Consider the following 24,736-nt stretch of genomic DNA (forward strand, 5'->3'; position numbering starts at 1 on the left):
CCTATCTATTCTTCATTAATTCACGCTGAATACGTGCTAATTTTCCTTGTAAACTTCCATCATAAATGCGATTTCCAATACGTACTTTAATGCCGCCTAGTAAATCTTCATCTACAACATTTTTTACGCGAATTGCATCTTTTCCTGTTCTCTTTGCAAATGCTTCTGCAATGTTAAGCTTCTCTTCTTCTGATAGAAGACGAGTAGAATATACAGTTGCATCCGCTACGTTACGTTCTTCATTAGCAAGAACAACATATTCATCTGCAATTTCAGGTAAGATATCAATACGTTTGTTATCAATTAAAATATATAACGTATTTAAAATAGATTCAGAAACAGACCCGAATACGTTTGCAAGAAACGTTTTCTTTTGTTCCTTTGAAATGTTCGGTTGCGTTAAAAAGCTATGTAGTTCTCCGTTCTTTACATAAACGTTTTGTACAAGGCGTAATTCCTCTTCAAACATTTCTAATACGTGTTTTTCTTTTGCAATTTTAAAAAGAGCGACAGCATAACGTTTTGCTACAATCCCATTGCTCATCGCGCTTCTCCTACTTCTTTAATATAATCGCGAATTAACTTAACTTGATCTTCTTCTTTTAACTCTTTTTCAATTACTTTAGAAGCAATTTGAACAGATAAAGAAGCCACTTGTTCTTGTAAAGCAGCAATCGCTTGCTCTTTTTCGCGTTGAATTTCTTGTACAGCAGATGCTTTAATTGATTCTGCTTCTTCTTTCGCAGCAGCAACAATAACATCTTTTTGATCTACAGCTTGTTTTTTCGCTCTTTCGATTAACTCTTGTGCTTCAACACGCGATTGTTTTAACATTTCACGTTGTTCTTCTACTAATTTCTTCGCTTCAGCGTTACTTCTTTCTGCAGCGTCGATTTCATTAGTAACATGCTCTTCACGTTCTTTCATAATTCCCATTAAAGGACCCCACGCAAATTTGCGTAGCATTACTAATAGAAGTAAGAAAATGAACAATGTATAAGCAATCGTTCCAAATGGAATGGCAGCCCCTAATAATAAAGTTGGCACAAGGATTCACTCCCTTCAAAATATCTAAATTGATCATATGAAAAAAAAAGACATACGTTTCATCCATAAAGCAATGGCGAAGAAAGTTCGGAAAAACACTCTTCGCCATCTATGTAAGGGGAGTCTCCCTTATTTGTTCATTACGATGAATGCAATAACTACACCGATGATTGGAAGTGCCTCAACTAAAGCAACCCCGATGAACATAATTGTTTGAAGTGCGCCTTTTAATTCTGGTTGACGAGCAACACCTTCGATTGTACGTGATACGATAAGACCGTTACCAATACCTGCACCTAATGCTGATAAACCAATTGCAATTGCAGCTGCGATTACACCTAAACTCATTTAATTTGTCCTCCTTTGTATTATAAAAAAATAAATTTTTTCTTACTTAAATTATATTAATGGTCATGGCTTACTTTATGAGCCATATAAACCATCGTTAACATAACGAAAATAAATGACTGGATTGATCCAACGAATACGCTGAACCCCATCCATGCTAACATTGGTACAAGCGCACCTAATGCTCCAAGGAATGATGCCCCGCCTAACTTAGCAAGTAATCCTAATAAGATCTCACCTGCATAAATGTTACCGAATAAACGAAGACCTAACGTTAATGTGTTAGCAAACTCCTCAATAACCTTTAATGGGAATAAGAATTTCATAGGTTGGAAATAACCTTTTACGTATTCTTTCGTACCCTTCATCTTAATTCCATAATAATGGGTGAGGGTAACTACCATCACGGCTAATGTTAATGTAACTGCTGGATCAGACGTTGGTGATCTCCACCATGCAATATGTTCGCCAGCCTCAACTGTTGAATACATGAATGGTAAACCAAGGAAGTTCGATACGATGATAAACATGATAAGCGTAACGCCAAGCGTTAAGAAACGTCCACCTGTTTTCCAGTCCATCGTACTATTGATAATCCCTTTCACGAAGTCAAACACCCATTCCATGAAGTTTTGCATCCCGGTTGGGCGAAGGGCTAAACTGCGAGTTCCGATAACAGCGATTAAGAAAACTATAACTGCTGCTACAGTAACCATCATAACTGATGACAAATCGAACGTTAAACCTAGAAATTCAACTAATTTACCGTGTTCCACTAGTAATTCACCTCTCTTCCCTGCTCTTATACTCTAAATAAAGAAAATCTATGATCATGACAAGGTATCCTGTCAGCAATCCCACACCTAAGCCCCACATCGCAATTAACTCTTGATATTTGGCTGCAAATAAAATTAATAACCCAATCGTGGCGAATCTTGAATATGTACTTACCGCTGTCGCCTTAAACTTCACGTTTTCTCCATTTGTTACGCGATCCAACAGCTTGTCTGTTCTACGTGCAATGATGCGCAAACTAAGAAAACTGAAAATCGTTCCGATAATCAGTCCAAGAAATACATCCTTGTAAGAGGTGAATCCCCATCCTAGCACTAGAAGCGCAAGCAAGTAGTACATATATTTCTTTTGTCTTTGGACAAGTCCATGTACGTCTATCATCATTGCTCTCCCGAATAGTAATGTCGAATGAGTCGAATCATTGCGTATACCCCAGTTCCTAATCCGAGTAATAACCCTATAATAAGAAACAATGGAAACGTTCCAACCTTATTATCAATCCACTGCCCACCAAAGATTCCAATAAGAATAGAACCGACTAACTGAGCAAGAATACCTGACATTAAAGCATAAGCTTTTATATGGCTGCGATCGTTTTTTTGCAAGGATTCATCCCTCCAATATGTAACCCTCATTCACGATGTGTTAATAATAACTCATTTTTTTGCATAAATCCTATACAAAATAAAAAGTTTACATTTTCGTCACTGAATAGATGTATTTTTGTCACTGAAAGCCCTACCATCTATCCCCGTTGTTAGCATACAATAGGGTATTAACAGTGTCAACGAGAAATCGTAAAAAATCAAAAAATTTGAGTATTAGTCATTTCCTCCCAAAAATGAAAACGTTCCCCTTCTAAATACTGGTTAGAGATATGCAATTTCTAACAGTTTTCTCTTTATAATAGAAGGAAATGTTCACAAGTTTGTCACTATTATATTTTTACGATATAACGCTTTCCTTCCATAATATAGTGCTCTTTAGACGTAAGACTTCTATATTATATGTGATGTGCATGCAACTTATGTTGTATATACTATGTATATTTATCCCCCCTCCCCTACTTAATTGAGGTACAAAAAAACGAGAGGAAATCCCCTCTCGTCAGTTGTCTTACTTCGTTCCGAATAAACGGTCACCAGCATCACCAAGACCTGGTACTACATATCCGTGGTCATTTAATTTCTCATCTAATGCCGCTACATAAATATCAACATCCGGATGTTCTTCTTGTACTACTTTTACGCCTTCTGGAGCTGCAACGATACACATTAATTTAATTTGCTTTGCACCGCGCTTTTTCAGAGAGTTAATTGCTTCAGCTGCAGAACCACCTGTTGCTAGCATCGGATCTAGTACGATAAAGTCACGCTCTTCTACATCCGTTGGAAGTTTCACATAGTATTCTACCGGTTGCAATGTTTTAGGGTCGCGGTATAAACCAACGTGTCCTACTTTTGCTGCTGGAATTAATTTCAGAATTCCATCAACCATTCCTAAACCTGCACGTAAAATCGGAATTAAACCAAGTTTTTTACCAGCGATCACTTTTGTTGTCGCTTTGCTTACAGGCGTTTCAATTTCAATGTCTTTAAGTGGAAGATCGCGAGTAATTTCGAAGGCCATTAAACTTGCTACTTCGTCCACTAATTCACGAAAATCTTTCGTACCTGTATTCTTATCGCGAATATATGTAATCTTATGTTGAATTAACGGGTGATCAAATACATACAGTTTTCCCATGTGAATCTCTCCTTTAGATGATATTCATGCGTTTGCACGCTTTTTTACACTATTTACGATTGTAAAGAAAACGTTACTAATATTCAAGGGCAAATTTGGCAAAATCATAATTTTATGATGAATCTATCTAGTATCTTTACCAATTATGGGAGCTGTATCCTTCATTATATCGCCAAAATTTATTCATCATTTGTATACATACTTAAAGACCAATATATGTCCAAAAAAAGACTGCCAAAACAATTACGTCTCAGCAGTCTTCTTTCATCTATTATAGATCTGTGTACATTGGGAATTTGCTCGTTAACGCTTCTACACGCTTACGTGCTTCTTCTAATGCAGCTTCATTTTCATGATTTTTTAATGTGTAAGCAATAAGTGACGCAATTTCATCCATTTCTTCTAAACCGAAACCACGTGATGTTACAGCTGCCGTACCGATACGTACACCGCTTGTTACAAATGGGCTTGCTGTTTCAAATGGAATTGTATTTTTGTTCACTGTAATACCAACTTCATCTAATACGTGCTCCGCTACTTTACCTGTAATTTCTAAGTTACGAACATCAATCAGGATTAAATGATTGTCTGTTCCGCCAGAAACAAGTGTAAGTCCTTCTTTTTGAAGACCTTCAGCTAAGCGGTCCGCATTATTAATGATATTTTGTGCATATGTTTTAAAATCATCTTGTAGTGTCTCACCAAATGCAACAGCTTTTGCAGCGATTACGTGCATCAGTGGACCACCTTGAATACCAGGGAAGATTGATTTATCAATTTGTTTTGCAAATTGCTCTTCACATAAAATCATACCACCACGTGGGCCACGTAATGTTTTATGTGTTGTCGTTGTAACGAAATGTGCATGTGGTACTGGGTTTGGATGTAAACCAGCAGCTACTAAACCAGCGATATGTGCCATATCAACCATAAAGTATGCACCCACTTCATCTGCAATCTCACGGAATCGTTTGAAATCGATAACACGAGGGTATGCACTTGCACCAGCAACGATTAATTTTGGTTTATGTTCTTTCGCTTTTGCTAATACATCATCGTAATTAATACGGTGAGATTCAGCATCCACGCCATATTCTACGAAATTATATTGTACTCCACTGAAGTTAACAGGGCTTCCGTGTGTTAAGTGACCACCATGAGATAAATTCATACCAAGTACTGTATCGCCTTGCTCTAAAATCGTGAAGTATACTGCCATGTTCGCTTGTGCACCAGAATGCGGTTGAACATTTACATGCTCTGCGCCAAAAATTTCTTTCGCGCGATCACGTGCGATATCTTCCACTACGTCTACGTGCTCACAGCCACCATAGTAACGTTTTCCAGGATATCCTTCAGCATACTTATTCGTTAAAACAGAACCTTGCGCCTCCATTACTGCTTCACTTACGAAGTTTTCCGAAGCAATTAACTCAATCTTTGAACGCTGTCTTCCTAGTTCTGCCTCAATTGCAGCAAATACCTTTTCATCTTGACGTTTTAAATGATCCACCAAAATCCCCCTTTTCTGAACGAATTACATCGATTCCCAATAGTTTTTTCTCATTTATTCAGAAAAAACGAAAATTCAGGTTGTAATTCTTTCGAACCTTCATGTTTTCAACTACATTCTAACATGACTTTCTATATCATAAAAGAAAAAAAAGACCGAAAATCGGTCTTTTCTTTCTTCTATTATAAAGTCAGACTACATACCTTTTATCTTTCGATATAAAGCTATTATGCGAATTTATAATTTTTCATGTCTAACGGCAAGTAATAGTCTCTTCCTTCACTGCATAAACAGCACGCGCTCCTCCAATTAATTTCCCACGTGTTGTTGCCATCGTTACATGTGCACTTCCAATTTCCTTCACACCTGTACGAACAGGAACAGCTACATGCTTTAAATGCATACCGATAAATGTATCACCAATATCCATTCCTGCATCTGCTTTAATAAACTCAATTACTACCGGATCTTTCAAATTGTGATACGCATATGTTGCTAATGCACCACCTGCTGATCTAACAGGCGTAACTGTTACAATTTCAAATTGATATTTCATCGCCAACTCTCTCTCAACTACTAAAGCACGGTTTAAATGCTCACAACATTGAAACGCCAACTCAATACCTGTTTGTTCTTGAAATTGTTTTAACTCAGAAAAAATCGCCTCTGCTACTTCCATCGTTCCTGATGTTCCAATTCTCTCTCCTAGCACTTCGCTCGTGCTACACCCCACTACAAAAATTTGACCACTTTGTAATGAAGCTTGTTCTTGGAAATCAGAAAGCGACATTTGTAACTGTTCTCTTACCTTTACGATTTCTGTCATTACGCCTCTTCCTTTCACAGGTTGGTTCACCAAATTATATTGCATACTGCTTCTAGTTAGAATCTATTACTTTGTTTCGTATGTTTTAATTTTTCCTACGCGGTTTTCGTGACGACCACCTTCATAGTCAGTTGTTAACCAAATTTTTGCGATGTCACGCGCTAGGCCTGCACCAATTACACGCTCGCCCATTGCTAGCATGTTCGTATCATTATGCTCTCTCGTTGCTTTCGCACTGAAAGTATCATGAACTAATGCACAACGAATACCATTTACTTTGTTCGCTGCAATTGACATACCGATGCCTGTCCCACAAACCAAAATACCACGATCTACTTCGCCATTCGCTACCATTTCCGCTGCTGGAAACGCAAAATCAGGGTAATCAACAGAACCAGCTTCACATTCACAACCTAAATCAATATATTCAATATTTAACTCTTCTAATAAACTTACAAGTTCTTTACGGATATTCATACCGCCGTGATCAGATGCTACTACTACTTTCATTTTTACCCCTCCAAAGTTTCAATCAATTATCTTCATTTCTCACTCGTTACCTTAACGGAACGAAGTGATCTCCAATATCGTATTATACACGAAACATCAACCCTCTGAATGTTTTTTCAGTAAAGTTTGTACAAGTTTTTCCATCTCTTCTAACGTTTCCTTATAAATAGAAAGTGATCCGCCGAATGGATCTGAAATATCCTTACTGATCCCCTCGGTTACTCCATATAATGTATCTACTTTCTTTTCAACACTCGGATAATGCCCAAGTACAATTTGCTTATGGTTTTCCGTCATCGTTACTACAATATCTGCCCAATCAATCAAAGTTTCATTTACCTGCTGCGCGGCATGATTGATTGCAATTCCCTTTTCAGCTAAAGCTTCCTTTGCATATATCGACGCATCACTACCAGGATAGGCGAAGACGCCAGCAGATTGCACTTCAAACTTACCTTCTCCATGATGACGAAGTAACGCCTCAGCCATCGGGCTACGGCATGTATTTCCAGTGCAAACAAATAATACTCGTTTCATCTAACCCCACCCCTTTTCTCTGCTTCCTTTATCATAGCGTACATAAGAATAGAACAAAAGAAATGTGAATATACGAAAGGCGCATTTCTCTTATATTTTTTCTAAGAAAAATGCGCCTTATCCACATATATGTGAAACCCTATTTCCAAGTGCCCAAAGTATTTTAACATACATAAGGAACAGACTACAAAACAAAATAAGGAATCCATTTCATACGAAACGGATTCCTTTCATGCAATAATTATTTCATTGTAACTTTCATTACTTCTGTTGAACCTTTTGTAGCAGTTACACCTACAGTTGTCTTAATAGACTCAGCTGCATCTGTATTTGTGATAACGATTGGAGTAATTGTGCTTTTCGCTTTTTCACGGATTAATTCTAAGTCGAATGAGATTAATTTATCTCCAGCTTTTACAGCTTGTCCTTCAGAAACGTGAGCTTCGAAACCTTCGCCTTCCATTTTTACAGTTTCTAATCCAACGTGGATTAAAATTTCTGTACCGTTTTTCGCTTTAATTCCAATTGCATGTTTCGTGTGGAATAATTGTACGATTTCACCATCAACTGGAGATACAACTACACCTTCAGTAGGATCGATTGCAACACCGTCACCCATCATACGACCAGCGAATACTGGATCTGGTACTTCTTCAATATTTTTCACTGCTCCAGTTAATGGAGCTACGATTGTTTCTTCATTTGTTTTTGAACCAAGACCGAATAATTTTTTAAACATAGGATAGTCCTCCTTATAATTTACCTAAAAGTTTATAGGGCAATCTCTATTAAAGATCGAAATAAACGTAAGACCTCATACTTCGAATATTATACTGTAAAAACGCTTTCGAAATAAATTACGTCATTACTACTAGACTCTTATTGTAGCGCCTCACAAAATTCCAGTCAATTCTGATTGTCTGAATAACAATAAGAAGTTAACTTCTACTTATATTTTCTCTTTTTTTACCCAACTTGTCTAGAGGTCTTTACTACATTTTGTTTTTTGTCGCTAATTTGTAAAATTATTTTCAAACTTTTTTCGAAATCCACTTGACTAAAGTAAGTAACTATTTTATCATTACTTACATAAGGTAAGTTAATAACTTTTAGGAGGTTTTTTAAAAATGATGGATTTCGGTCTTCTTATTATTCGTCTTATTATAGGTATTACATTCATGGGTCATGGTGCTCAAAAATTATTTGGTTGGTTCGGCGGTTACGGTTTAAAAGGAACAGGCGGCTGGATGGAATCAATCGGTTTACGCCCTGGTGTATTCATGGCATTTATGGCTGGCGCAACTGAATTATTAGGTGGCTTCTTATTCGCATCAGGTATTTTCACTGCAGTTGGTTCATTATTTATCGTTGGAACAATGTTAATGGCAATCTTCACTGTTCACGGAAAAAATGGTTACTGGGTGACACAAAACGGATATGAATACAATTTAATGTTAATCGCTGTTGCGATCGGTGTAGCTTTAATCGGACCTGGCGCATACGTTTTACTGTAATATTTATCCCACTTTAATGGGCAGTAAGACCCCCAACTCAAAATTCAGCAAAAGCAAAGAATTTTGGCGGGGATCAACTGCCCATAAAAGTCCGATTGGTTCAACTAATAATCAGTGGGGGATGAAGAAAACCCCCACTGATTAAAGTTTCACTTTATCTCAGTTTCGAGATTATTCAAACGGAACTTACTTCATTACAATTGAAGTAAGTTCTTTTTATGCAATAAAAATATTATTTCCAGCAGGAGTTTTCCACTAACATCTTGTAAACAAACAATAAGTCGTCATATTTAGAAAGGGGATTTTACACATGTTATCCATTAATCCAAATGAACAAACAGAAAAAGAGAATTACAAATTATTAACGGGAAGTATCATTCCACGTCCTGTCGCATTCGTTACTTCTGTAACAAAAGAAGGCGTATTAAACGGAGCACCGTATAGTTATTTCAATATCGTCGCTGCCAACCCACCACTTATTTCAGTTTCTGTGCAACGGAAAGCAGGAGAAAGAAAGGACACTTCCCGAAACGCAATTGAAAAAGGTGAGTTTGTCGTACATATTTCTGATGAATCTTACGTAGAAGCAATTAACGAAACAGCAGCTAATCTTCCGCCAAATGAGAGTGAAATTGAACTAGCAAAACTAACACCAATTGAAAGTGACGTCATCTCTGTTCCAGGTGTAAAAGAAGCAAACATTCGAATGGAGTGCGTATTAGAACGCGCAATCCCTCTTGGCGGAACAGAAGACTCACCAGCTTGTGACCTACTAATCGGACGCGTCGTTCGTTTCCACGTCGCAGAACACCTATACGAAAAAGGTCGCATTCACGCAGAAGGACTAAAACCAGTAAGCCGTCTAGCAGGACACAACTACGCAAAACTAGGAGCACAATTTGAATTGGTGAGGCCTATCTAAAAGTGGAAGCGGCTCGTTCAGAATGGGAGGGGGATGGAGCTTCTGACAAAGAGGCGCCTTTTGCCTCGTAGGAAGACGCGAAGCCACCGACCATTCTAGCCGCTGGAACTGAATATATCTAAAAGCGGAAGCGACTCGTTCAGAATCGCAGGGCATTGGAGCTCTCTCGCATGAAGCGCTTTTTACTTCATGCGAGAGAGCGAAATGACCGGAGATTCTAGCCGCTGGAGCTGGATATATCTAAAAGTGGAAGTAGTTCGCTCAAAATAGAATACCTGTAAAATATAAAAGGCTGTACCAAATTAATTTGGTACAGCCTTTTCATAGAAGAAGAAAAATAATTTTTCAATTTTGGTCATCGACCTCTTTTACCATCATTGGTCATCGGTAAAAAGTAACAGTGTGATCGGTTATTGGATGATTGGTTGTACCCTTTGCCATCACAAAATCTCATTTTTACAAAAGCGGTCTTCTTCTATGCCTTGAAGCAGAGTCTCACCACTTCAAGGTTTAAAAGTATTTTTCACCATCGAAGTCTAGTTCAATCGCGTAGTTTTTCGCATTAATTAAATTGGACAATCTATTAGCTTGTCTCTCTAACTCTAAACCTTTTACACGATATACTTCAGGATCAAACATTGCTACTTTTAAAAGAGACGATGTTTCACCGTAAGAATATACATGTTCTTCTTTCTTACTCACGCCAAACTCTTTGCACTTTCGAGCTTTTGCACGTAGTTGTGTTGCAAGCTCTATCGCTTCAACAATCGTTACGTTTTCTCCGTTGAAATTAACTTCATTTTGAATATTTGCTTCATACATCAATTTATCTAAAAGACGAAAATCAGCGCGAACTTCATCTAACTCTTGTTCAACTTGTACCAATGTACGCGTCTGTTTTGGAAGTGTATCACCTTTTTCAATTTCAACAAATCCAATTTGGTTCATCTCTTCTTCTAATTCATGTATTCTTTTCGATAATACGCTTTTTAATTTTACAGCTTCTGCTAAAGAAATGTTAGACATAGTCTCCCCCTTATATTTCTTCCTTCTGCTCCTCTAAAGTAGGTACTTTCTCTTTTTTCGGTTTCCCAAGCTTAATTACTAAGAAATATAGGGAAAGCAATGTAATAAGAAAAACGATTATAAACGGATACGGAGAATAAAAGGCACGCGCCGCCTCCGTTTTTCCCGCAACAAACTTCAATGACTCAATATCTAAAAACTCAGCAAACATTTGTACACCGAGCATACTAAACCAAAAAACAAAAAAACTAATAATAATACCAAAAACTTGTTTCAATCTTGTCATTCATCTCATCCTTTCTATTTGTGTAATTTTTTAGCGCAATCAGTATAGTATAAATAAAACTATGCACAGAAAGGAGCTATCTTACCATTTGCGAATTAACTTCATCCAACCTAAAATTGAAATTTGCAAAATAATACCCCAAATAACAAGCAGTCGCAACCATCTAGGAAAGAAAGTGACAAATCGAATATACCATTCCAATAGCTTGTTCATAACGCCCTCCTCCTTAAAATTATATAGGAAAAAGGAGATATAATCCAAATCCAACCAAAATGATACCGCCTACTATCTCGCCATATGTGCCGAGCATATCTTTCGCATGCCTACCAATTAATAAACCAAGCCATGCTAATAACATACTAACAAACCCAAAAAGCAATATCGTAATAAGTGTCTGCGCCCCGTAAATACCAAGACTAAGGCCTACTGAAAAACTATCTATACTAACACCAAATGCAAATACGAATAAACTAATTCCAATAGGGGCCGTTCTAGTCTCTTCATTCTCCAAAATAGAGGAATATACAATATAAAAACCTAGTCCAATTAATAAAATAGCACCTGCAAAATGTGCAACATCTCCATACTGCTCTGATAAAAAACGACCTAATACCATCCCTATAAATGGCATGATAATATGAAATATCCCTATCGTCATACCGATATACAGGATTTGTCTTCCCTTTAAGGTCATCATTCCCATACCAAGACTCACCGAGAACGCATCCATCCCTAAGGCGAATGCCATAATTATTAAAGGTAATAGCTGTTCAAACGTCATTCATGTCCCTCCTCGGACGTGCTACTTCAAAATATGCTTATCCGAGGAGAAATATTCTGTTTGCTAATCGTACCTTATTATTCAGTAATAATTTGATGCCCTGCCGCTTTCGTTAAGCGATTCATAATAGCATTCCCTATTCCCTCATTCGGGAATGATTCACTAAAAATAACATCCACTTCACTTGCATCAAACGTTCTAAGTACATCATATAATTTAGTCGCAACGCTTGCTAAATCGCTTCGAACACCACAAGACAATACAACATCTGCGTTGTATACATGCTGATACTCTTCTGTCGTTAATACACCTACTTTGAACCCTTCTTCTTTCTTCTCATCCACAAGGCGTTGAATAAATTCACGTGAACCTTCCACAATACTCAGTGGCGCTTTCGGTGCATAATGTGTATATTTCATTCCAGGTGATTTCGGTTTTTCCTTCTCATCCTTTAAAGCCGGATCTAAAGAAACAGTACCAATCACCGCTTCCAATTGTTCTTTCGTAATCCCACCTGGGCGTAATATCGTTGGAACATCGCTCGTACAATCAATTACAGTCGATTCAACACCTACTCCAGTCGCCCCACCATCTACAATACCTGCGATTTTCTCATTTAAATCTTCATATACGTGAGACGCTAACGTCGGACTTGGACGACCAGAACGATTCGCACTCGGTGCTGCAACAGGTACATTTGCCTCTTCAATAAGAGCAAGCGCTACTGGATGATCAGGCATTCTTACTCCAACCGTATTAAGTCCTGCCGTCACCTTCTCTGAAATCCCTTCTTTTCTAGGTAAAATAATTGTTAACGGACCTGGCCAAAAATGTTCCATTAACTTCTCTGCAACTGGCGGGATTTCTTTCACAATCCCGTCCAACTGTGACTTTGTACCGATGTGGACAATCAGTGGATTATCACTTGGTCTTCCTTTCGCTTCAAAAATTTTCGCGATTGCTTCATCATTCATTGCGTTGGCGCCTAGTCCATATACCGTTTCTGTAGGGAAGGCAATCGCCTCGTTTTCCCTTAATAATTTTGCTGCTTCTTGTAACTGTGGATAATATTTATTTCTTTCCACAACATTATCCACAACCCACATATTTGTATGCATTTTTTTACACGTCCTTTTCTACCCTGAAATACTTGTCTATTTTTAGTTTACTATGAGATTTATCCAAAAGACAAACAAGGTTTATCCACAAAATGTGGATAAACCTAATTAATCCGTGGATAACTTTGTGAATAGCTGACAATTTAGTATTATTGCATTTGGCTCTTTTATATTTTTACAAAAGTGTTCTAACTGTCGAATTCCCTCTGGTACGTTTTCTTTCTCTATAGTAACAAAGTCGAAAAACTGAAAGATTGTTATAGATTGTGGATGATTTGTTAGTAAGTACAATTGTCGAATATTTTTTTCGTTCATATACTGCAAAAACATTTCAAAAAAATATAAGAAAGTCTGTTTATCCACATTAGGTGTGAATAAACAAGAACGTATCAGTGCGTGTTCTTCACTTTGTTCATATCCGATAACAGCCCGTATTTCTTCCGCCTCTTCCAAAATCATAAATTGCGCGTACAACTCATTTATTTTATCATCTTTTTTATTAGCTTGTCCGAAAAAAGAATGCAATCTTTCCACATCTGCTTTCGTCGCAAAATATACTTTCTTCATAGTAAATCCCTCCTCTTTTTTATATATGAGAAGGGATTTACTAATAGTACTATTTAGAGAATAAAGATGTAAAAGCTTCTACAATAAATAACTTCACTTCTGGCTTTTCTTCTTCCTCCTCTACTTTTACATACTCATTTTGTTTTTCTTGCTTTTGTTCCACAGGTTTCTCCACTTTTTCCACAGTTTTTGTTTCTTCTTTACTTACAGGTTGTTCCTCTACTTTCGTTTCATTTTTTACTACTTTCTTTTCAGAAGCTGTTACCTTTTTTGCAACTTCCTGCTTTACAACTTTCGTTTCTTTCACTTTATCCTCTTTCTTCTCTCGTACATCCACTACTTCCTCATCTTGTTTCTTAACTTCTCCTTCTTCAGGAGATTCAGCCTTCACAACATGTTCTTCTTTCCTTACAGCTGTACCACTTGAAAAATCTAAGAAACACATCGGCGGAAATAATACACACCACCAGTTTGCCCCTTCACCTTCCCCAATTGTAATCAATACCGCCTCATATTCCCCTGCTGGGTAAATAAAATTCCCATATACCTTTGTAGGAAACTTTACATTCTTACTGAATTTCACTTGAAATGAATCTTTACTTCCTTCTTTTTTCAACGTATTTGCCACCGTTTTTTCGATTTCTGGAATATGACTTTGAATGACTTTACGTGCCTCTTCAAATGAAGTTAAATCCGCTACCCATCCATCAATTTGTGCTTTTACTTCATCACGCACTTTGCGCTTTAACGCCTGATCTTTATCTGAATCACTATTTGCTAAAATTCGTAATCGAACGGCCTCTTTCGGAATAACTGAAGGCCCTTTCGCATCAGCTTTCATATATCCAAACTGCACAAGCAACTGTGCACCAATTAATAATAGAAGAAGATAAGCAATAACTTGTTTTTTCATTTCCTCCACCGTCCCTTCTACAAACAGTGTGGACAGACTTTCATCTTTCTAAACTATTAAATTCAAAATCTATATAAATTTTCCCACAAAAAAATAGAGTAAGGTGTGAACCTTACTCCATCTCTGCAAATACCATACGATCTTTTCCGTTAATATCAAAAACAACCTGAACATGAGCATGAGGAAAAGCTTGTTGTAACAGCTCTTTTACGTCCTCACCTTGTCCTACTCCAATTTCAAATGCCACAATTGCTTTCTTCTGCAACACATTCGGCAACTCTTCCATAAAACGGCGATAGAAATCTAATCCATCCTCACCACCAACAAGGGCTCTCTTTGGCTCATGCTCTTTCACCACAGGAGAAAGGCCACGCCAATCCTCTTCCGGTATATATGGAGGATTTGAAACAACAACATCTAGCTTTTGACCTGTTTCATGAAATGGCGATAATAAATCACCGTGATAGAACGTTACTTCTGCGCCCAAATTTTTTGCATTTTCTTTTGCAACTTCAATCGACTCTCGTGCAATATCTACCGTATACACATGAAGATTTTTATTTTCTAAAGCAAGCGTAATTGAAATCGCTCCACTACCTGTACCGATATCTGCCACATGCAGTTTCTCATCACCAAAATGACGCTCGATTCTTTCTAACACTCCCACTATGAGCTCTTCTGTTTCCGGTCTTGGTATTAATACTTCTTCATTCACAAAGAATGACCGTCCATAAAACATTTCATAGCCAATCATATATTGAATAGGAATACCTTCTACATGCTTGTGAATAAACTCCGTAAAACTTGTTTCTTGTTCCACAGTTATTTCTTCACGCATATTCATGAGCATTCCGGTTCTGTTCGTCTTTAATACATGACAAAGGACAATTTCTCCCGCATTTTCATCTCGTCCATTTTCCTGTAAAAAAGAAGAAGCCCATTTCAGGGCTTCATAGACACGCATTACTCAGCTGCCTCCATCTTTTGAGCCTGATCTTCCATCACTAAGGCATTGATGAAATCATCTAACTTACCTTGTAAGATTTGATCTAGCTTTTGAATCGTTAAACCGATTCGATGGTCTGTAACACGGTTTTGCGGGAAATTATACGTACGAATACGCTCTGAACGATCACCTGTACCAACAGCTTGTTTACGGTTTTGATCATACTCAGCTTGCGCTTCTTGTCTAAACTTATCATAAACACGTGCGCGTAATACTTTCATCGCTTTTTCTTTATTCTTAATTTGTGACTTCTCATCCTGACACGATACAACTACACCAGTCGGTAAATGCGTTAAACGTACCGCTGACATCGTTGTATTAACACTTTGTCCACCAGGACCACTAGAAGCAAACGTATCTACACGAACATCTTTTTCATGAATACTAATCTCTACTTCTTCTGCCTCTGGTAATACAGCTACAGTTGCTGTAGATGTATGAATACGTCCACCAGATTCCGTTTCAGGAACACGTTGTACACGGTGAGCACCATTCTCGAATTTTAGCTTCGCGAACGCACCTTTACCGTTAATCATAAAGATAATCTCTTTATATCCACCTAACTCTGTATAGCTCGCTTCGATAATTTCAGTTTTCCAACCTTGTACCTCAGCATAACGGCTATACATACGATATAAATCACCAGCAAATAAAGCTGCCTCATCACCACCAGCAGCACCACGAACCTCAACGATAACGTTTTTATCATCATTAGGGTCTTTTGGAACAAGTAAAATTTTCAGGCGCTCTGACAATTCTTTATCTTGTCCTTCTAATTCAGAAACCTCTTCTTTTACCATTTCACGCATATCAGCGTCTAACTTATCTTCTAACATTGCTTTTGCATCTCTTAATTGCTCACGAACATCTTTATACTCACGGTACACCTCTACCGTTTCCTGCATATCAGATTGTTCTTTTGAATACTCACGAAGCTTATTCGTATCACTAATAACCTCTGGGTCACTTAACAATTCATTTAACTTCTCATAACGATCTTCTACAGCTTGCAAACGATCTAACACACCATTCACCTCTACATCCTAGTATCTAATACAAATAGTATATGGTACTTAATAAAAAAAACGCAAATTATATTTAAAAGTGGAGGTGGCTCGCTCAGCTCTGACTGCCTAACGTTCTTAGCTGTACGAAGAGCCGACCACCAATCTTCATCTATTTTGAAAAAAACCCGCTCTACATAGCGAGTTTCATTTATCTTTGTTTTGTAGGTACTGCATGACAATGACGACAACGTGGTTCATACGATTCTGAAGCCCCAACTAAAATAATTGGATCATCAAATGCTGCTGGTTCTCCATCGATTAAACGTTGCGTACGACTTGCAGGAGATCCACATGCAGAACAAACTGCCTGCAATTTAGTTACATGTTCAGCAATCGCCATCAGCTGAGGAACTTGTCCAAATGGTAGACCACGGAAATCTTGGTCTAATCCAGCTACAATGACACGATAGCCACGATTTGCCAATACTTGCACCACTTCCACAATGTCCCCATCAAAAAATTGTACCTCATCGATTGCAATAACATCCATTTCTTCTGTTACATGGTTAAATATATCTTTTGACGCTGAAACAGGAACTGCTTTAACCTTTAATCCATTATGTGATACAACATCTTCTTCACTATAACGATTATCAATACATGGTTTAAATACAATCGCATGTTGTTTCGCAAATTGCGTACGGCGTATACGGCGGATGAGCTCTTCTGATTTTCCAGAAAACATACTCCCGCAAATCACTTCAATCCAACCATTTTGATTCATTAAGTACATTGAGCTCTCCTTTCATCTACTTTCCTAATCCAAAGTAGGGTAAAGGTTTAATATTTTTGCAAAAAAAACAGACAAGCGAATACATACACTTGCCTGTTTTATGTTCTTTATTACTTGATACCGTACTTCTTATTGAAGCGGTCAACACGTCCGTCTGCAGTAGCAAACTTCTGACGTCCAGTGTAGAATGGGTGAGAATCAGAACTGATCTCAATTTTTAGTAATGGATAAGTGTTACCATCTTCCCACTCAACAGTTTCGCTAGAGCCTTTAGTAGACCCGCTTAAGAATTTGAAGCCTGTGTTCGTGTCCATAAATACAACTTTATTGTAATTTGGATGGATTCCTGCTTTCATTCTTTTCATCTCCTTCCGCCCTGAATCATTTTCGAAACAGAGTTTTTCATCTTCAGCTGCTTACACAACTATATTGATGAAACACATATGATGAAATTATAACAAGGCTAACTCCATTTTGCAACTACCTGTTTTTGTCTTTTTGAATTTAAAAGCAAAAGCGGCTCGTTTAGAATCGTAGGACATTGGAACTCTCGACCTTGAAGCACTTTTTGCTTCGAGTGAGAGAGTGAAATGACCGGAGATTCTAGCCGCTGGAGCTGGATATAATTTAAAGCGCAAGCGGCTCGTTCAGAATGGGAGGGGGATGTAGCTTCTGACGTAGAGGCGCTTTTTGCCTCGTAGGAAGACGCGAAGCCACCGACCTATTCTAGCCGCTGGAGCTGGATAACCAACTTACAGTGAAGATGGCTCGTTTAGAATCGCAGAACACTTCAAGCTCTTGATCCAAATATGATTTCCATCTCAAAAAACAAAATTTTTCCCACATATTACTCTCTCTAATATTCCCTTAAAAAACATAAAAAACTCGCTTACTACGAAATAAGCGAGTCCCAATCTTTTCCCTTTACTTAGTTGTTACATATCGTTTCGAATCTGCAACAATGTTTTGTAAAAATTCTTCATTTGTCTTTGTTTGACGAAGTTTACGTAAGAAACCTTCAACAAAGTCTGGTGTATCGCGCATTGTTTTGCGAATACCCCATAGCTTGTCTAAATGTTCTTTCGGAATTAATAGATCTTCTTTACGTGTACCAGAACGGCGAATATCAATTGCCGGGAAGATACGACGCTCAGCTAATGAACGATCTAAATGAAGTTCCATATTTCCAGTTCCTTTAAATTCTTCGTAAATTACATCGTCCATACGAGATCCTGTATCAACAAGCGCTGTTGCTAAAATCGTTAAGCTACCGCCTTCTTCAATATTACGTGCAGCTCCAAAGAAACGCTTCGGTCTATGGAAGGCAGCTGGGTCGATACCACCCGATAATGTTCTACCACTTGGCGGAATAACAAGGTTGTAAGCTCGCGCTAAACGGGTAATACTATCCATTAAAATGATAACATCTTTTTTGTGCTCTACAAGACGCATTGCACGTTCTAACACAAGTTCCGCTACTTTAATATGATTTTCTGGTACTTCATCAAAAGTAGAGCTTACAACATCACCTTTAACAGAACGTTCAATGTCTGTTACTTCCTCTGGACGCTCATCAATTAAAAGTACAATTAATTCAGCTTCCGGATGATTTGTTGTAACACTGTGTGCGATTTCTTTTAATAGACTAGTTTTACCAGCCTTTGGAGGCGCGACAATTAAACCACGTTGTCCAAATCCAACTGGTGCGATTAAATCCATGATGCGTGTCGGTAACTTTTTCGGTTCCGTTTCCAATTTCATTTGGCGATCTGGGTATAATGGTGTTAATGCAGGGAAATGCACACGCTCTTTTGCTGACTCTGGATCATCTCCGTTTACAGCTTCAACTTGTAATAATCCAAAATAGCGTTCATTTTCTTTCGGAGGTCGTACTTTACCAGAAACCTTGTCTCCATTACGTAAATCGAAACGACGAATTTGCGAAGCTGAGATATAAATATCTTCTGAGCTTGGAGAATAGTTGATAGGACGTAGGAATCCAAATCCTTCTGATTGAATAATTTCTAATACGCCTTCCATGAAGAAGAAACCTTCTTTTTCTGCTCGAGCTTTTAGGATAGCGAAGATTAACTCTTTTTTCGTTAATTTGCTATAATACGAAATCTTAAATTCTTTCGCAAGCTCGTATAACTCTTTTAATTTCATGTTTTCTAATGCTGCAATTGACAAATTCATTCAGACACCACACTTTAACGTTATTCTCTTTTCACATGGGTAAAGGGAAAAAATACGGAAGGCAAATAATTAATAATGAAAGGCAATAAGTTCAAGTAGGGTAATATTCACTATTGTAACCCTTTTATCTAGTTTTAATCAATACGTTGAAACACAAATACAAGAAGCGAAGACAAGAAAATTTGTCTTCGCTTTTATTTAACCTAGTTCCAGTAGCCAGAATGGCCGAGAGCTCCAATGCCCTGCGATTCTGAACGAGCCGCTTGCACTTTTTATTTAATCCAGCTCCAGCAGCTAGAATGGTCGGTGGCTTCACTTCCTCCTGCGAGGCAAAAAGCGCCTCTACGTCAGAAGCTCCATCCCCCTCCCATTCTGAACGAGCTGCTTACGCTTTTTATTTAATAACCAAGTTAGGCTTTTTATTCAAGCTATGACGTCCGTCTACGAAGCGTACTGTGCCTGATTTTGCACGCATAACAAGGGATTGAGTTGTTCCTACGCTGCCTTTAAATTGAACGCCTCGTAATAGTTCTCCGTCTGTTACGCCTGTTGCTGCAAAGATTGCATCGTCACCTTTTACTAAGTCTTCCATGCGAAGGATACGATTTATATCTTCAATGCCCATTTTTTTACAACGAGCTAATTCAGCTTCATTTTGAGGCAGAAGCTTTCCGTGGATTTCTCCACCTAGACATTTTAATGCAACTGCTGCTAATACACCCTCAGGTGCTCCACCAGAGCCGAATAAAATGTCTACACCTGTACGATCGAATGCAGTATTAATTGCTCCAGCCACATCTCCATCGTTAATTAATTTAATACGAGCACCAGCTTTACGAATTTCTTCGATAATCGCTTGATGACGTGGACGATTTAAAACTGTCGCTACAACATCTTCAATATCTTTATTTTTCGCTTTCGCAACCGCACGTAAGTTATCGATAATAGGCGCATCAATATCGACCGCCCCAACTGCTTCTGGGCCAACCGCGATTTTATCCATGTACATGTCAGGAGCATGTAACAAATTACCATGATCTGCAATTGCAATAACAGCAAGAGCATTCCATCCACCAGCTGCTACAATGTTTGTCCCTTCTAAAGGATCAACTGCAACGTCTACACGTGGTCCATATCCCGTACCTAATTTCTCTCCGATATACAACATTGGTGCTTCGTCCATCTCACCTTCACCAATGACAACTGTACCTTTCATCGGGATTGTATCAAATACGTCACGCATAGCTGATGTTGCTGCACCGTCTGCCTCATCCTTTTTCCCGCGCCCCATCCAACGCGCTGATGATAATGCTGCAGCCTCTGTTACACGTACTAACTCCATAGATAAACTTCTTTCCACGATAATCCCTCTCCTTTAAGTCTTTATATATTCTGCCGTATTTTGTGAACCGTGTTTCTCTACAAAGTATACTTCCGCAAGTAGTGATGCTTCGCTTCCCCCTTGCGGAAGTATCACTTATGCGTTCTTCATCTCTTCAATTTCTTGACTTGTCATTTGTTCTCGCCAAATGTTTGCACCAAGACCTTTAAGCTTGTCTACTATATTTTCATACCCTCGATCAATATGCTCAAGTCCGGTTACTTCTGTAATTCCATCCGCCATTAATCCTGCAATAACAAGGGCCGCTCCAGCTCGCAAATCACTCGCTTTCACTTTTGCACCTTGCAATAAAACAGGACCAGTTACAATTGCCGAACGACCTTCTACTTTAATTTGTGCATTCATACGACGTAACTCATCAATGTGTTTAAAGCGTGCGCCGTAAATCGTATCCGTTACAACACCTGTTCCGTGCGCCTTTGTTAAAAGTGTCGTAAATGGTTGTTGTAAATCTGTTGGGAATCCTGGATATACAAGCGTTTTTATATCAACTACTTTTAACCTTCTATTACCGTTCACTGTAATTTGGTCATCGTTCGTTTCAACTTGGACACCAGCTTCTCTTAACTTCGCTGTAACTGACTCTAAATGTTGAGGAATAACATTATCAACCGTTACTTCTCCTCCTGATGCAGCTCCTAAAATCATATACGTACCCGCTTCAATACGATCCGGAATGATCGTGTGATGACAACCGTGCAGTGAATCCACACCATCAATTCGGATTACATCTGTGCCAGCACCTTTAATACGTGCACCCATGCTTGTTAACAATGTAGCTACATCAATAATCTCTGGTTCTTTCGCTGCATTTTCAATAACAGTTCTACCCTTCGCTCGCACAGCTGCCAGCATAATATTAATCGTAGCTCCTACACTAACAACATCTAAATAAATACGTGCACCACGCAATTCATCTGCTCTTAAATAAATCGCACCCTGTTCATTCGTAACATGTGCACCTAACGCTTCAAATCCTTTAATATGCTGATCAATCGGCCTCGGTCCTAAATGGCATCCACCCGGAAGCCCAATAACAGCTTTTTTAAAACGGCCAAGCATCGCACCCATTAAATAATAAGAAGCACGCAATTTTTTCACTTTTCCATTTGGTAAAGGCATTGCAACCATGTTAGAAGGATCGACTACCATCTCTTCCTCCTGTCCATAATTTACCCTTCCTCCAATTTCCTCTAGCAAGTCTCCTAACATTTTCACGTCCGAAATATTAGGGACACCACCAATAGTTACTGGAGTATCTGCTAAAATTGTTGCTGGAATTAGTGCAACGGCGCTGTTCTTTGCACCACTCACTCGAATTGTTCCATTTAAAGCTCTTCCGCCTTCAATTAGCAATTTTTCCATATTGAGCTCCCTTCTTGTGAATGTACTTACTTTCTATATCTTTATAGAAAGCTCCCCTTAAGAATCTCAATCACTCTTTCCACCCTAACACTCAATAAATAGGAAACCATTATCTTCATTTCTCCTGTAGTACGACTAGATAAAGATTAACTATTCATCGAATTTACTTTATCAATTTAGATACGTTATCACATTTATTTAATAGGACTATGCACATTATTTTCTACTTCAAAAACAAAATGATAAAAATCTTTAGACTTGTTCACGCTTTCATTATACAACGAAAGGAAACCGTCTAAAAGACTAGACGGTTTCCAAAACGGAATTTTATTCTTACGCTTTACCGTTAGAACCGAATTCACGCATTTTACCAGCAACAGTTGCTTTAATAGCGTCGCGGCCAGGTCCAATAAATTTACGAGGATCGTAAACTTCTTGGTCTTTGTTTAATACTTCACGAACAGCTTTTGTAAACTCGATTTGGTTCTCAGTGTTTACGTTAATTTTTGAAGTACCTAAAGAGATAGCTTTTACGATATCAGCAGTTGGGATACCAGTACCACCGTGTAATACTAAAGGTACGCCAGTGAAGTCACGAACTTGTTCCATTTCAGCGAATCCTAAGTTAGGCTCACCTTTGTAAGGACCGTGTACAGAACCTAAAGCTGGAGCTAGGCAATCGATACCTGTTGCTTCAACAAGGTGCTTACACTCTGCTGGGTCAGCGTAAATTACGCCTTCAGCGATGATGTCGTCTTCTTGTCCGCCAACTGTTCCAAGCTCAGCTTCAACAGATACGTTACGAGCGTGTGCGTATTCTACTACTTTTTTAGTAGTTTCAACGTTTTCTTCGAATGGGTGGTGAGAAGCGTCGATCATTACAGATGTGAAACCTGCATCGATTGCTTCTTTACATTTTTCGAAGCTTGAACCATGGTCAAGATGAATCGCTACAGGAACAGTGATGTTCATTTCTTCGATTAAAGCTTTAACCATAGCTACAACTGTTTTGAAACCAGTCATATGACGAGCTGCACCCTCAGATACACCTAGGATTACAGGAGATTTTTCTTCTTCCGCAGCAGCTAAGATAGCTTGAGTCCACTCTAAGTTGTTCATGTTGAATTGACCAACTGCGTATTTTCCTTCTAGTGCTGTGTTTAGCATTTCTTTCATAGAAACTAAAGGCATGGTGAATCCTCCTAAAAAACGTTTTTTGTATCCGATAAGTTCTTATCGCTGGTAGTATGACCAGAATAAGGTAAAATATGTATATTTACATACCGGACTTTTTTCTACACTCAATAGGATAACAACTTGTACTCAAAAACTCAACCGTATTCACCTGCTCAATAGTCCATGTAAACGCTTTTTTCCATATTTTTTATAAAAAATTCATTTTTTACGCCTCTACAGCAAGCTGATCTCTCACTGCTTGACGAATCTCATCAATATCAAACGGTTTAGCAAAGTGCATTAAAGCTCCTAAATCTTTTGCTTCTTGGATCATATCAAGCTCTCCATAAGCAGTCATTAAAATTACTTTAATACTCTCATCAATTTCCTTTACATGTTTTAAAATCTCTATACCATCCATACCTGGAATTTTCATATCTAACACTACTAAATCTGGATTATCTTTTTTCACGATATCTAAAGCTTGAAATCCATTTGCTGCTTGGAATGTCTGATAACCTTCTTTTTGGAACACTTCATGTAATAACACACGAATGCCATATTGATCATCAACGATTAAAATTTTCCCTTCCATAACTCCCAACCTTTCTGTGTAAGTACAAGATTTAAAGCTTCTTATATCTTAACGATTAATTTTCGCTATTCTTTGGCAAATTCCTTCCTATTCTTTCTTATTTTACCGTTTCCTATTTTGTTACGCCACCTTCGATTTCACCTTTCTAAAAAAATAAACTATAATGAAAGCCGGTAAACACGTACGAAGGGAGTAACATTATGTTAAAAATTTTTTCAACTCAATTAAGTGGTTATTTCTCCAGAGTTTCTCAAAAAGAGGAAATGAATATAGAAGATAGCGCCCGTCTACTTGCTCAAGCATTAGTTGGCGATGGTTTCATTTATTTACATGGTACAAATGAAATGGAGGGCGTTGTTGCCGAAGCTTTATCCGGTGCTGAACCAATGAAGCAAGCAAAACGATTATTTGAAAATGGTAAAGAAGTAGAAGTAACTTCTGCAGATCGTGTACTTCTTATTAGCCGTTTTTCAACAGATGAAGAAGTTGTCGCAATGGCAAAAAAACTTCAAGCAAATGGACACTCTATTGTCGGTATCTCTGCTATTCAAGAAGGTACTGAATCGCTAGAACAATATACAGATGTACATATTGATACAAAGCTGTTAAAAGGTCTTATTCCAGATGATGAAGGCAATCGCTACGGATTCCCAAGTTTAATGATAGCTTTATTTGCATATCATGGGATCAAATTTACAATCGATGAAATGTTAAATGAATATTAAAAAAAGCGCCCTATTTCAGGCG

Annotated in this window: 32 protein-coding genes; 3 read left to right on the forward strand and 29 right to left on the reverse strand. The window is 38.1% G+C overall.

Going from position 1 to position 24,736, the window contains the following annotated elements; all coding sequences use genetic code 11:
• Position 1: 1 nt before the first annotated feature.
• The 13 genes from atpH to MHB74_RS26305 all read right to left on the reverse strand — a co-directional run bounded on the left by atpH (position 2) and on the right by MHB74_RS26305 (position 8,061).
• Positions 2 to 544: a F0F1 ATP synthase subunit delta gene (gene atpH, locus MHB74_RS26245; RefSeq protein ID WP_000064683.1), complete on the reverse strand. Its 543-nt coding sequence runs from the start codon at positions 542 to 544 to the stop codon at positions 2 to 4.
• Positions 541 to 1,047 carry a F0F1 ATP synthase subunit B gene (gene atpF, locus MHB74_RS26250; RefSeq protein WP_001142618.1) on the reverse strand — a complete coding sequence of 169 codons (507 nt, stop codon included), beginning with the start codon at positions 1,045 to 1,047 and terminating at the stop codon, positions 541 to 543. The genes atpH and atpF overlap by 4 nt, the downstream gene beginning before the upstream one ends.
• Before the next feature lie 129 nt (positions 1,048 to 1,176).
• A complete protein-coding gene (gene atpE / locus MHB74_RS26255; RefSeq protein WP_000052064.1) occupies positions 1,177 to 1,395 on the reverse strand; it encodes a F0F1 ATP synthase subunit C in 219 nt (72 codons plus the stop codon).
• 56 nt (positions 1,396 to 1,451) lie between these two features.
• Positions 1,452 to 2,171, reverse strand: coding sequence for a F0F1 ATP synthase subunit A (gene atpB, locus MHB74_RS26260; protein WP_061680019.1), 720 nt, complete (start codon positions 2,169 to 2,171; stop codon positions 1,452 to 1,454).
• Between the two features lie 7 nt (positions 2,172 to 2,178).
• On the reverse strand, positions 2,179 to 2,571 hold the full coding sequence (locus tag MHB74_RS26265; RefSeq protein WP_000567600.1) for an ATP synthase subunit I: 393 nt from the start codon (positions 2,569 to 2,571) through the stop codon (positions 2,179 to 2,181).
• Entirely contained in the window at positions 2,571 to 2,795 is a 225-nt protein-coding gene (locus MHB74_RS26270; RefSeq protein ID WP_001171219.1) for an AtpZ/AtpI family protein, read from the reverse strand. The genes MHB74_RS26265 and MHB74_RS26270 overlap by 1 nt, the downstream gene beginning before the upstream one ends.
• Positions 2,796 to 2,821: 26 nt before the next feature.
• On the reverse strand, positions 2,822 to 2,935 hold the full coding sequence (locus tag MHB74_RS26275; protein ID WP_071724806.1) for a DUF4024 domain-containing protein: 114 nt from the start codon (positions 2,933 to 2,935) through the stop codon (positions 2,822 to 2,824).
• A gap of 371 nt (positions 2,936 to 3,306) precedes the next feature.
• The gene (gene upp, locus MHB74_RS26280; RefSeq protein ID WP_000517539.1) at positions 3,307 to 3,936 is read right to left on the reverse strand and encodes a uracil phosphoribosyltransferase; all 630 of its coding nucleotides are present in this window, start codon (positions 3,934 to 3,936) and stop codon (positions 3,307 to 3,309) included.
• Positions 3,937 to 4,207: 271 nt separating this feature from the next.
• Complete coding sequence (gene glyA / locus MHB74_RS26285) at positions 4,208 to 5,449, reverse strand: serine hydroxymethyltransferase (RefSeq protein WP_061680020.1); 1,242 nt, start codon at positions 5,447 to 5,449, stop codon at positions 4,208 to 4,210.
• Between the two features lie 253 nt (positions 5,450 to 5,702).
• Positions 5,703 to 6,320 (reverse strand): TIGR01440 family protein, encoded by a 618-nt coding sequence (locus tag MHB74_RS26290; protein ID WP_098374244.1) that lies wholly within the window; start codon positions 6,318 to 6,320, stop codon positions 5,703 to 5,705.
• 21 nt (positions 6,321 to 6,341) lie between these two features.
• Positions 6,342 to 6,785 (reverse strand): ribose 5-phosphate isomerase B, encoded by a 444-nt coding sequence (gene rpiB / locus MHB74_RS26295; protein ID WP_000869917.1) that lies wholly within the window; start codon positions 6,783 to 6,785, stop codon positions 6,342 to 6,344.
• Between the two features lie 96 nt (positions 6,786 to 6,881).
• Positions 6,882 to 7,322, reverse strand: coding sequence for a low molecular weight protein arginine phosphatase (locus MHB74_RS26300; protein WP_061680022.1), 441 nt, complete (start codon positions 7,320 to 7,322; stop codon positions 6,882 to 6,884).
• Between the two features lie 241 nt (positions 7,323 to 7,563).
• Entirely contained in the window at positions 7,564 to 8,061 is a 498-nt protein-coding gene (locus MHB74_RS26305) for a PTS sugar transporter subunit IIA (protein WP_000473666.1), read from the reverse strand.
• A 388-nt stretch (positions 8,062 to 8,449) separates the two neighbouring features.
• Here MHB74_RS26305 and MHB74_RS26310 point away from each other — a divergent pair, with 388 nt between their 5' ends.
• Both MHB74_RS26310 and MHB74_RS26315 read left to right on the forward strand, forming a co-directional pair.
• Positions 8,450 to 8,836, forward strand: a complete 387-nt coding sequence (locus MHB74_RS26310; protein ID WP_061680023.1) for a DoxX family protein — start codon at positions 8,450 to 8,452, stop codon at positions 8,834 to 8,836.
• A 310-nt stretch (positions 8,837 to 9,146) separates the two neighbouring features.
• Entirely contained in the window at positions 9,147 to 9,758 is a 612-nt protein-coding gene (locus MHB74_RS26315; protein WP_061680024.1) for a flavin reductase family protein, read from the forward strand.
• A 510-nt stretch (positions 9,759 to 10,268) separates the two neighbouring features.
• Here MHB74_RS26315 and MHB74_RS26320 read toward each other — a convergent pair.
• The 16 genes from MHB74_RS26320 to spo0F form a co-directional block, all read right to left on the reverse strand.
• Positions 10,269 to 10,784, reverse strand: coding sequence for a hypothetical protein (locus MHB74_RS26320; protein WP_061680025.1), 516 nt, complete (start codon positions 10,782 to 10,784; stop codon positions 10,269 to 10,271).
• Between the two features lie 10 nt (positions 10,785 to 10,794).
• Complete coding sequence (locus MHB74_RS26325; protein ID WP_000197468.1) at positions 10,795 to 11,070, reverse strand: DUF3935 domain-containing protein; 276 nt, start codon at positions 11,068 to 11,070, stop codon at positions 10,795 to 10,797.
• 81 nt (positions 11,071 to 11,151) lie between these two features.
• Entirely contained in the window at positions 11,152 to 11,283 is a 132-nt protein-coding gene (locus tag MHB74_RS26330; protein WP_257144581.1) for a hypothetical protein, read from the reverse strand.
• 19 nt (positions 11,284 to 11,302) lie between these two features.
• Positions 11,303 to 11,851 (reverse strand): manganese efflux pump MntP, encoded by a 549-nt coding sequence (locus MHB74_RS26335; RefSeq protein ID WP_061680026.1) that lies wholly within the window; start codon positions 11,849 to 11,851, stop codon positions 11,303 to 11,305.
• A gap of 77 nt (positions 11,852 to 11,928) precedes the next feature.
• Entirely contained in the window at positions 11,929 to 12,969 is a 1,041-nt protein-coding gene (locus tag MHB74_RS26340; protein ID WP_061680027.1) for an L-threonylcarbamoyladenylate synthase, read from the reverse strand.
• Positions 12,970 to 13,077: 108 nt separating this feature from the next.
• A complete protein-coding gene (locus MHB74_RS26345; RefSeq protein WP_000758432.1) occupies positions 13,078 to 13,536 on the reverse strand; it encodes a hypothetical protein in 459 nt (152 codons plus the stop codon).
• Positions 13,537 to 13,585: 49 nt separating this feature from the next.
• Positions 13,586 to 14,449, reverse strand: coding sequence for a stage II sporulation protein R (gene spoIIR / locus MHB74_RS26350; protein WP_061680122.1), 864 nt, complete (start codon positions 14,447 to 14,449; stop codon positions 13,586 to 13,588).
• 112 nt (positions 14,450 to 14,561) lie between these two features.
• A complete protein-coding gene (gene prmC / locus MHB74_RS26355) occupies positions 14,562 to 15,413 on the reverse strand; it encodes a peptide chain release factor N(5)-glutamine methyltransferase (protein ID WP_061680028.1) in 852 nt (283 codons plus the stop codon).
• A complete protein-coding gene (prfA, locus tag MHB74_RS26360) occupies positions 15,413 to 16,480 on the reverse strand; it encodes a peptide chain release factor 1 (RefSeq protein ID WP_033656424.1) in 1,068 nt (355 codons plus the stop codon). Before prfA ends, prmC begins: the two co-directional genes overlap by 1 nt.
• Positions 16,481 to 16,670: 190 nt before the next feature.
• Complete coding sequence (locus MHB74_RS26365; protein ID WP_000281086.1) at positions 16,671 to 17,255, reverse strand: thymidine kinase; 585 nt, start codon at positions 17,253 to 17,255, stop codon at positions 16,671 to 16,673.
• 110 nt (positions 17,256 to 17,365) lie between these two features.
• Complete coding sequence (locus MHB74_RS26370; protein ID WP_000643447.1) at positions 17,366 to 17,611, reverse strand: type B 50S ribosomal protein L31; 246 nt, start codon at positions 17,609 to 17,611, stop codon at positions 17,366 to 17,368.
• A 568-nt stretch (positions 17,612 to 18,179) separates the two neighbouring features.
• The gene (gene rho / locus MHB74_RS26375; protein ID WP_001053898.1) at positions 18,180 to 19,451 is read right to left on the reverse strand and encodes a transcription termination factor Rho; all 1,272 of its coding nucleotides are present in this window, start codon (positions 19,449 to 19,451) and stop codon (positions 18,180 to 18,182) included.
• A 394-nt stretch (positions 19,452 to 19,845) separates the two neighbouring features.
• Positions 19,846 to 20,811 (reverse strand): class II fructose-bisphosphatase, encoded by a 966-nt coding sequence (glpX, locus tag MHB74_RS26380; RefSeq protein WP_000442336.1) that lies wholly within the window; start codon positions 20,809 to 20,811, stop codon positions 19,846 to 19,848.
• A gap of 117 nt (positions 20,812 to 20,928) precedes the next feature.
• Positions 20,929 to 22,218, reverse strand: a complete 1,290-nt coding sequence (murA, locus tag MHB74_RS26385; protein ID WP_061680029.1) for a UDP-N-acetylglucosamine 1-carboxyvinyltransferase — start codon at positions 22,216 to 22,218, stop codon at positions 20,929 to 20,931.
• Between the two features lie 333 nt (positions 22,219 to 22,551).
• Complete coding sequence (locus MHB74_RS26390) at positions 22,552 to 23,409, reverse strand: class II fructose-bisphosphate aldolase (RefSeq protein WP_001131859.1); 858 nt, start codon at positions 23,407 to 23,409, stop codon at positions 22,552 to 22,554.
• 211 nt (positions 23,410 to 23,620) lie between these two features.
• Positions 23,621 to 23,989, reverse strand: coding sequence for a sporulation initiation phosphotransferase Spo0F (gene spo0F, locus MHB74_RS26395; RefSeq protein ID WP_000398592.1), 369 nt, complete (start codon positions 23,987 to 23,989; stop codon positions 23,621 to 23,623).
• Between the two features lie 200 nt (positions 23,990 to 24,189).
• On the opposite strand from spo0F, the gene MHB74_RS26400 reads away from it, so the two are divergent.
• On the forward strand, positions 24,190 to 24,714 hold the full coding sequence (locus MHB74_RS26400) for a DUF2529 domain-containing protein (protein ID WP_061680030.1): 525 nt from the start codon (positions 24,190 to 24,192) through the stop codon (positions 24,712 to 24,714).
• Positions 24,715 to 24,736: the final 22 nt, after the last annotated feature.

It is taken from the genome of Bacillus sp. FSL K6-0069 (genome assembly GCF_038007785.1).
GTDB classification, from domain to species: Bacteria; Bacillota; Bacilli; order Bacillales; family Bacillaceae_G; genus Bacillus_A; species Bacillus_A mobilis.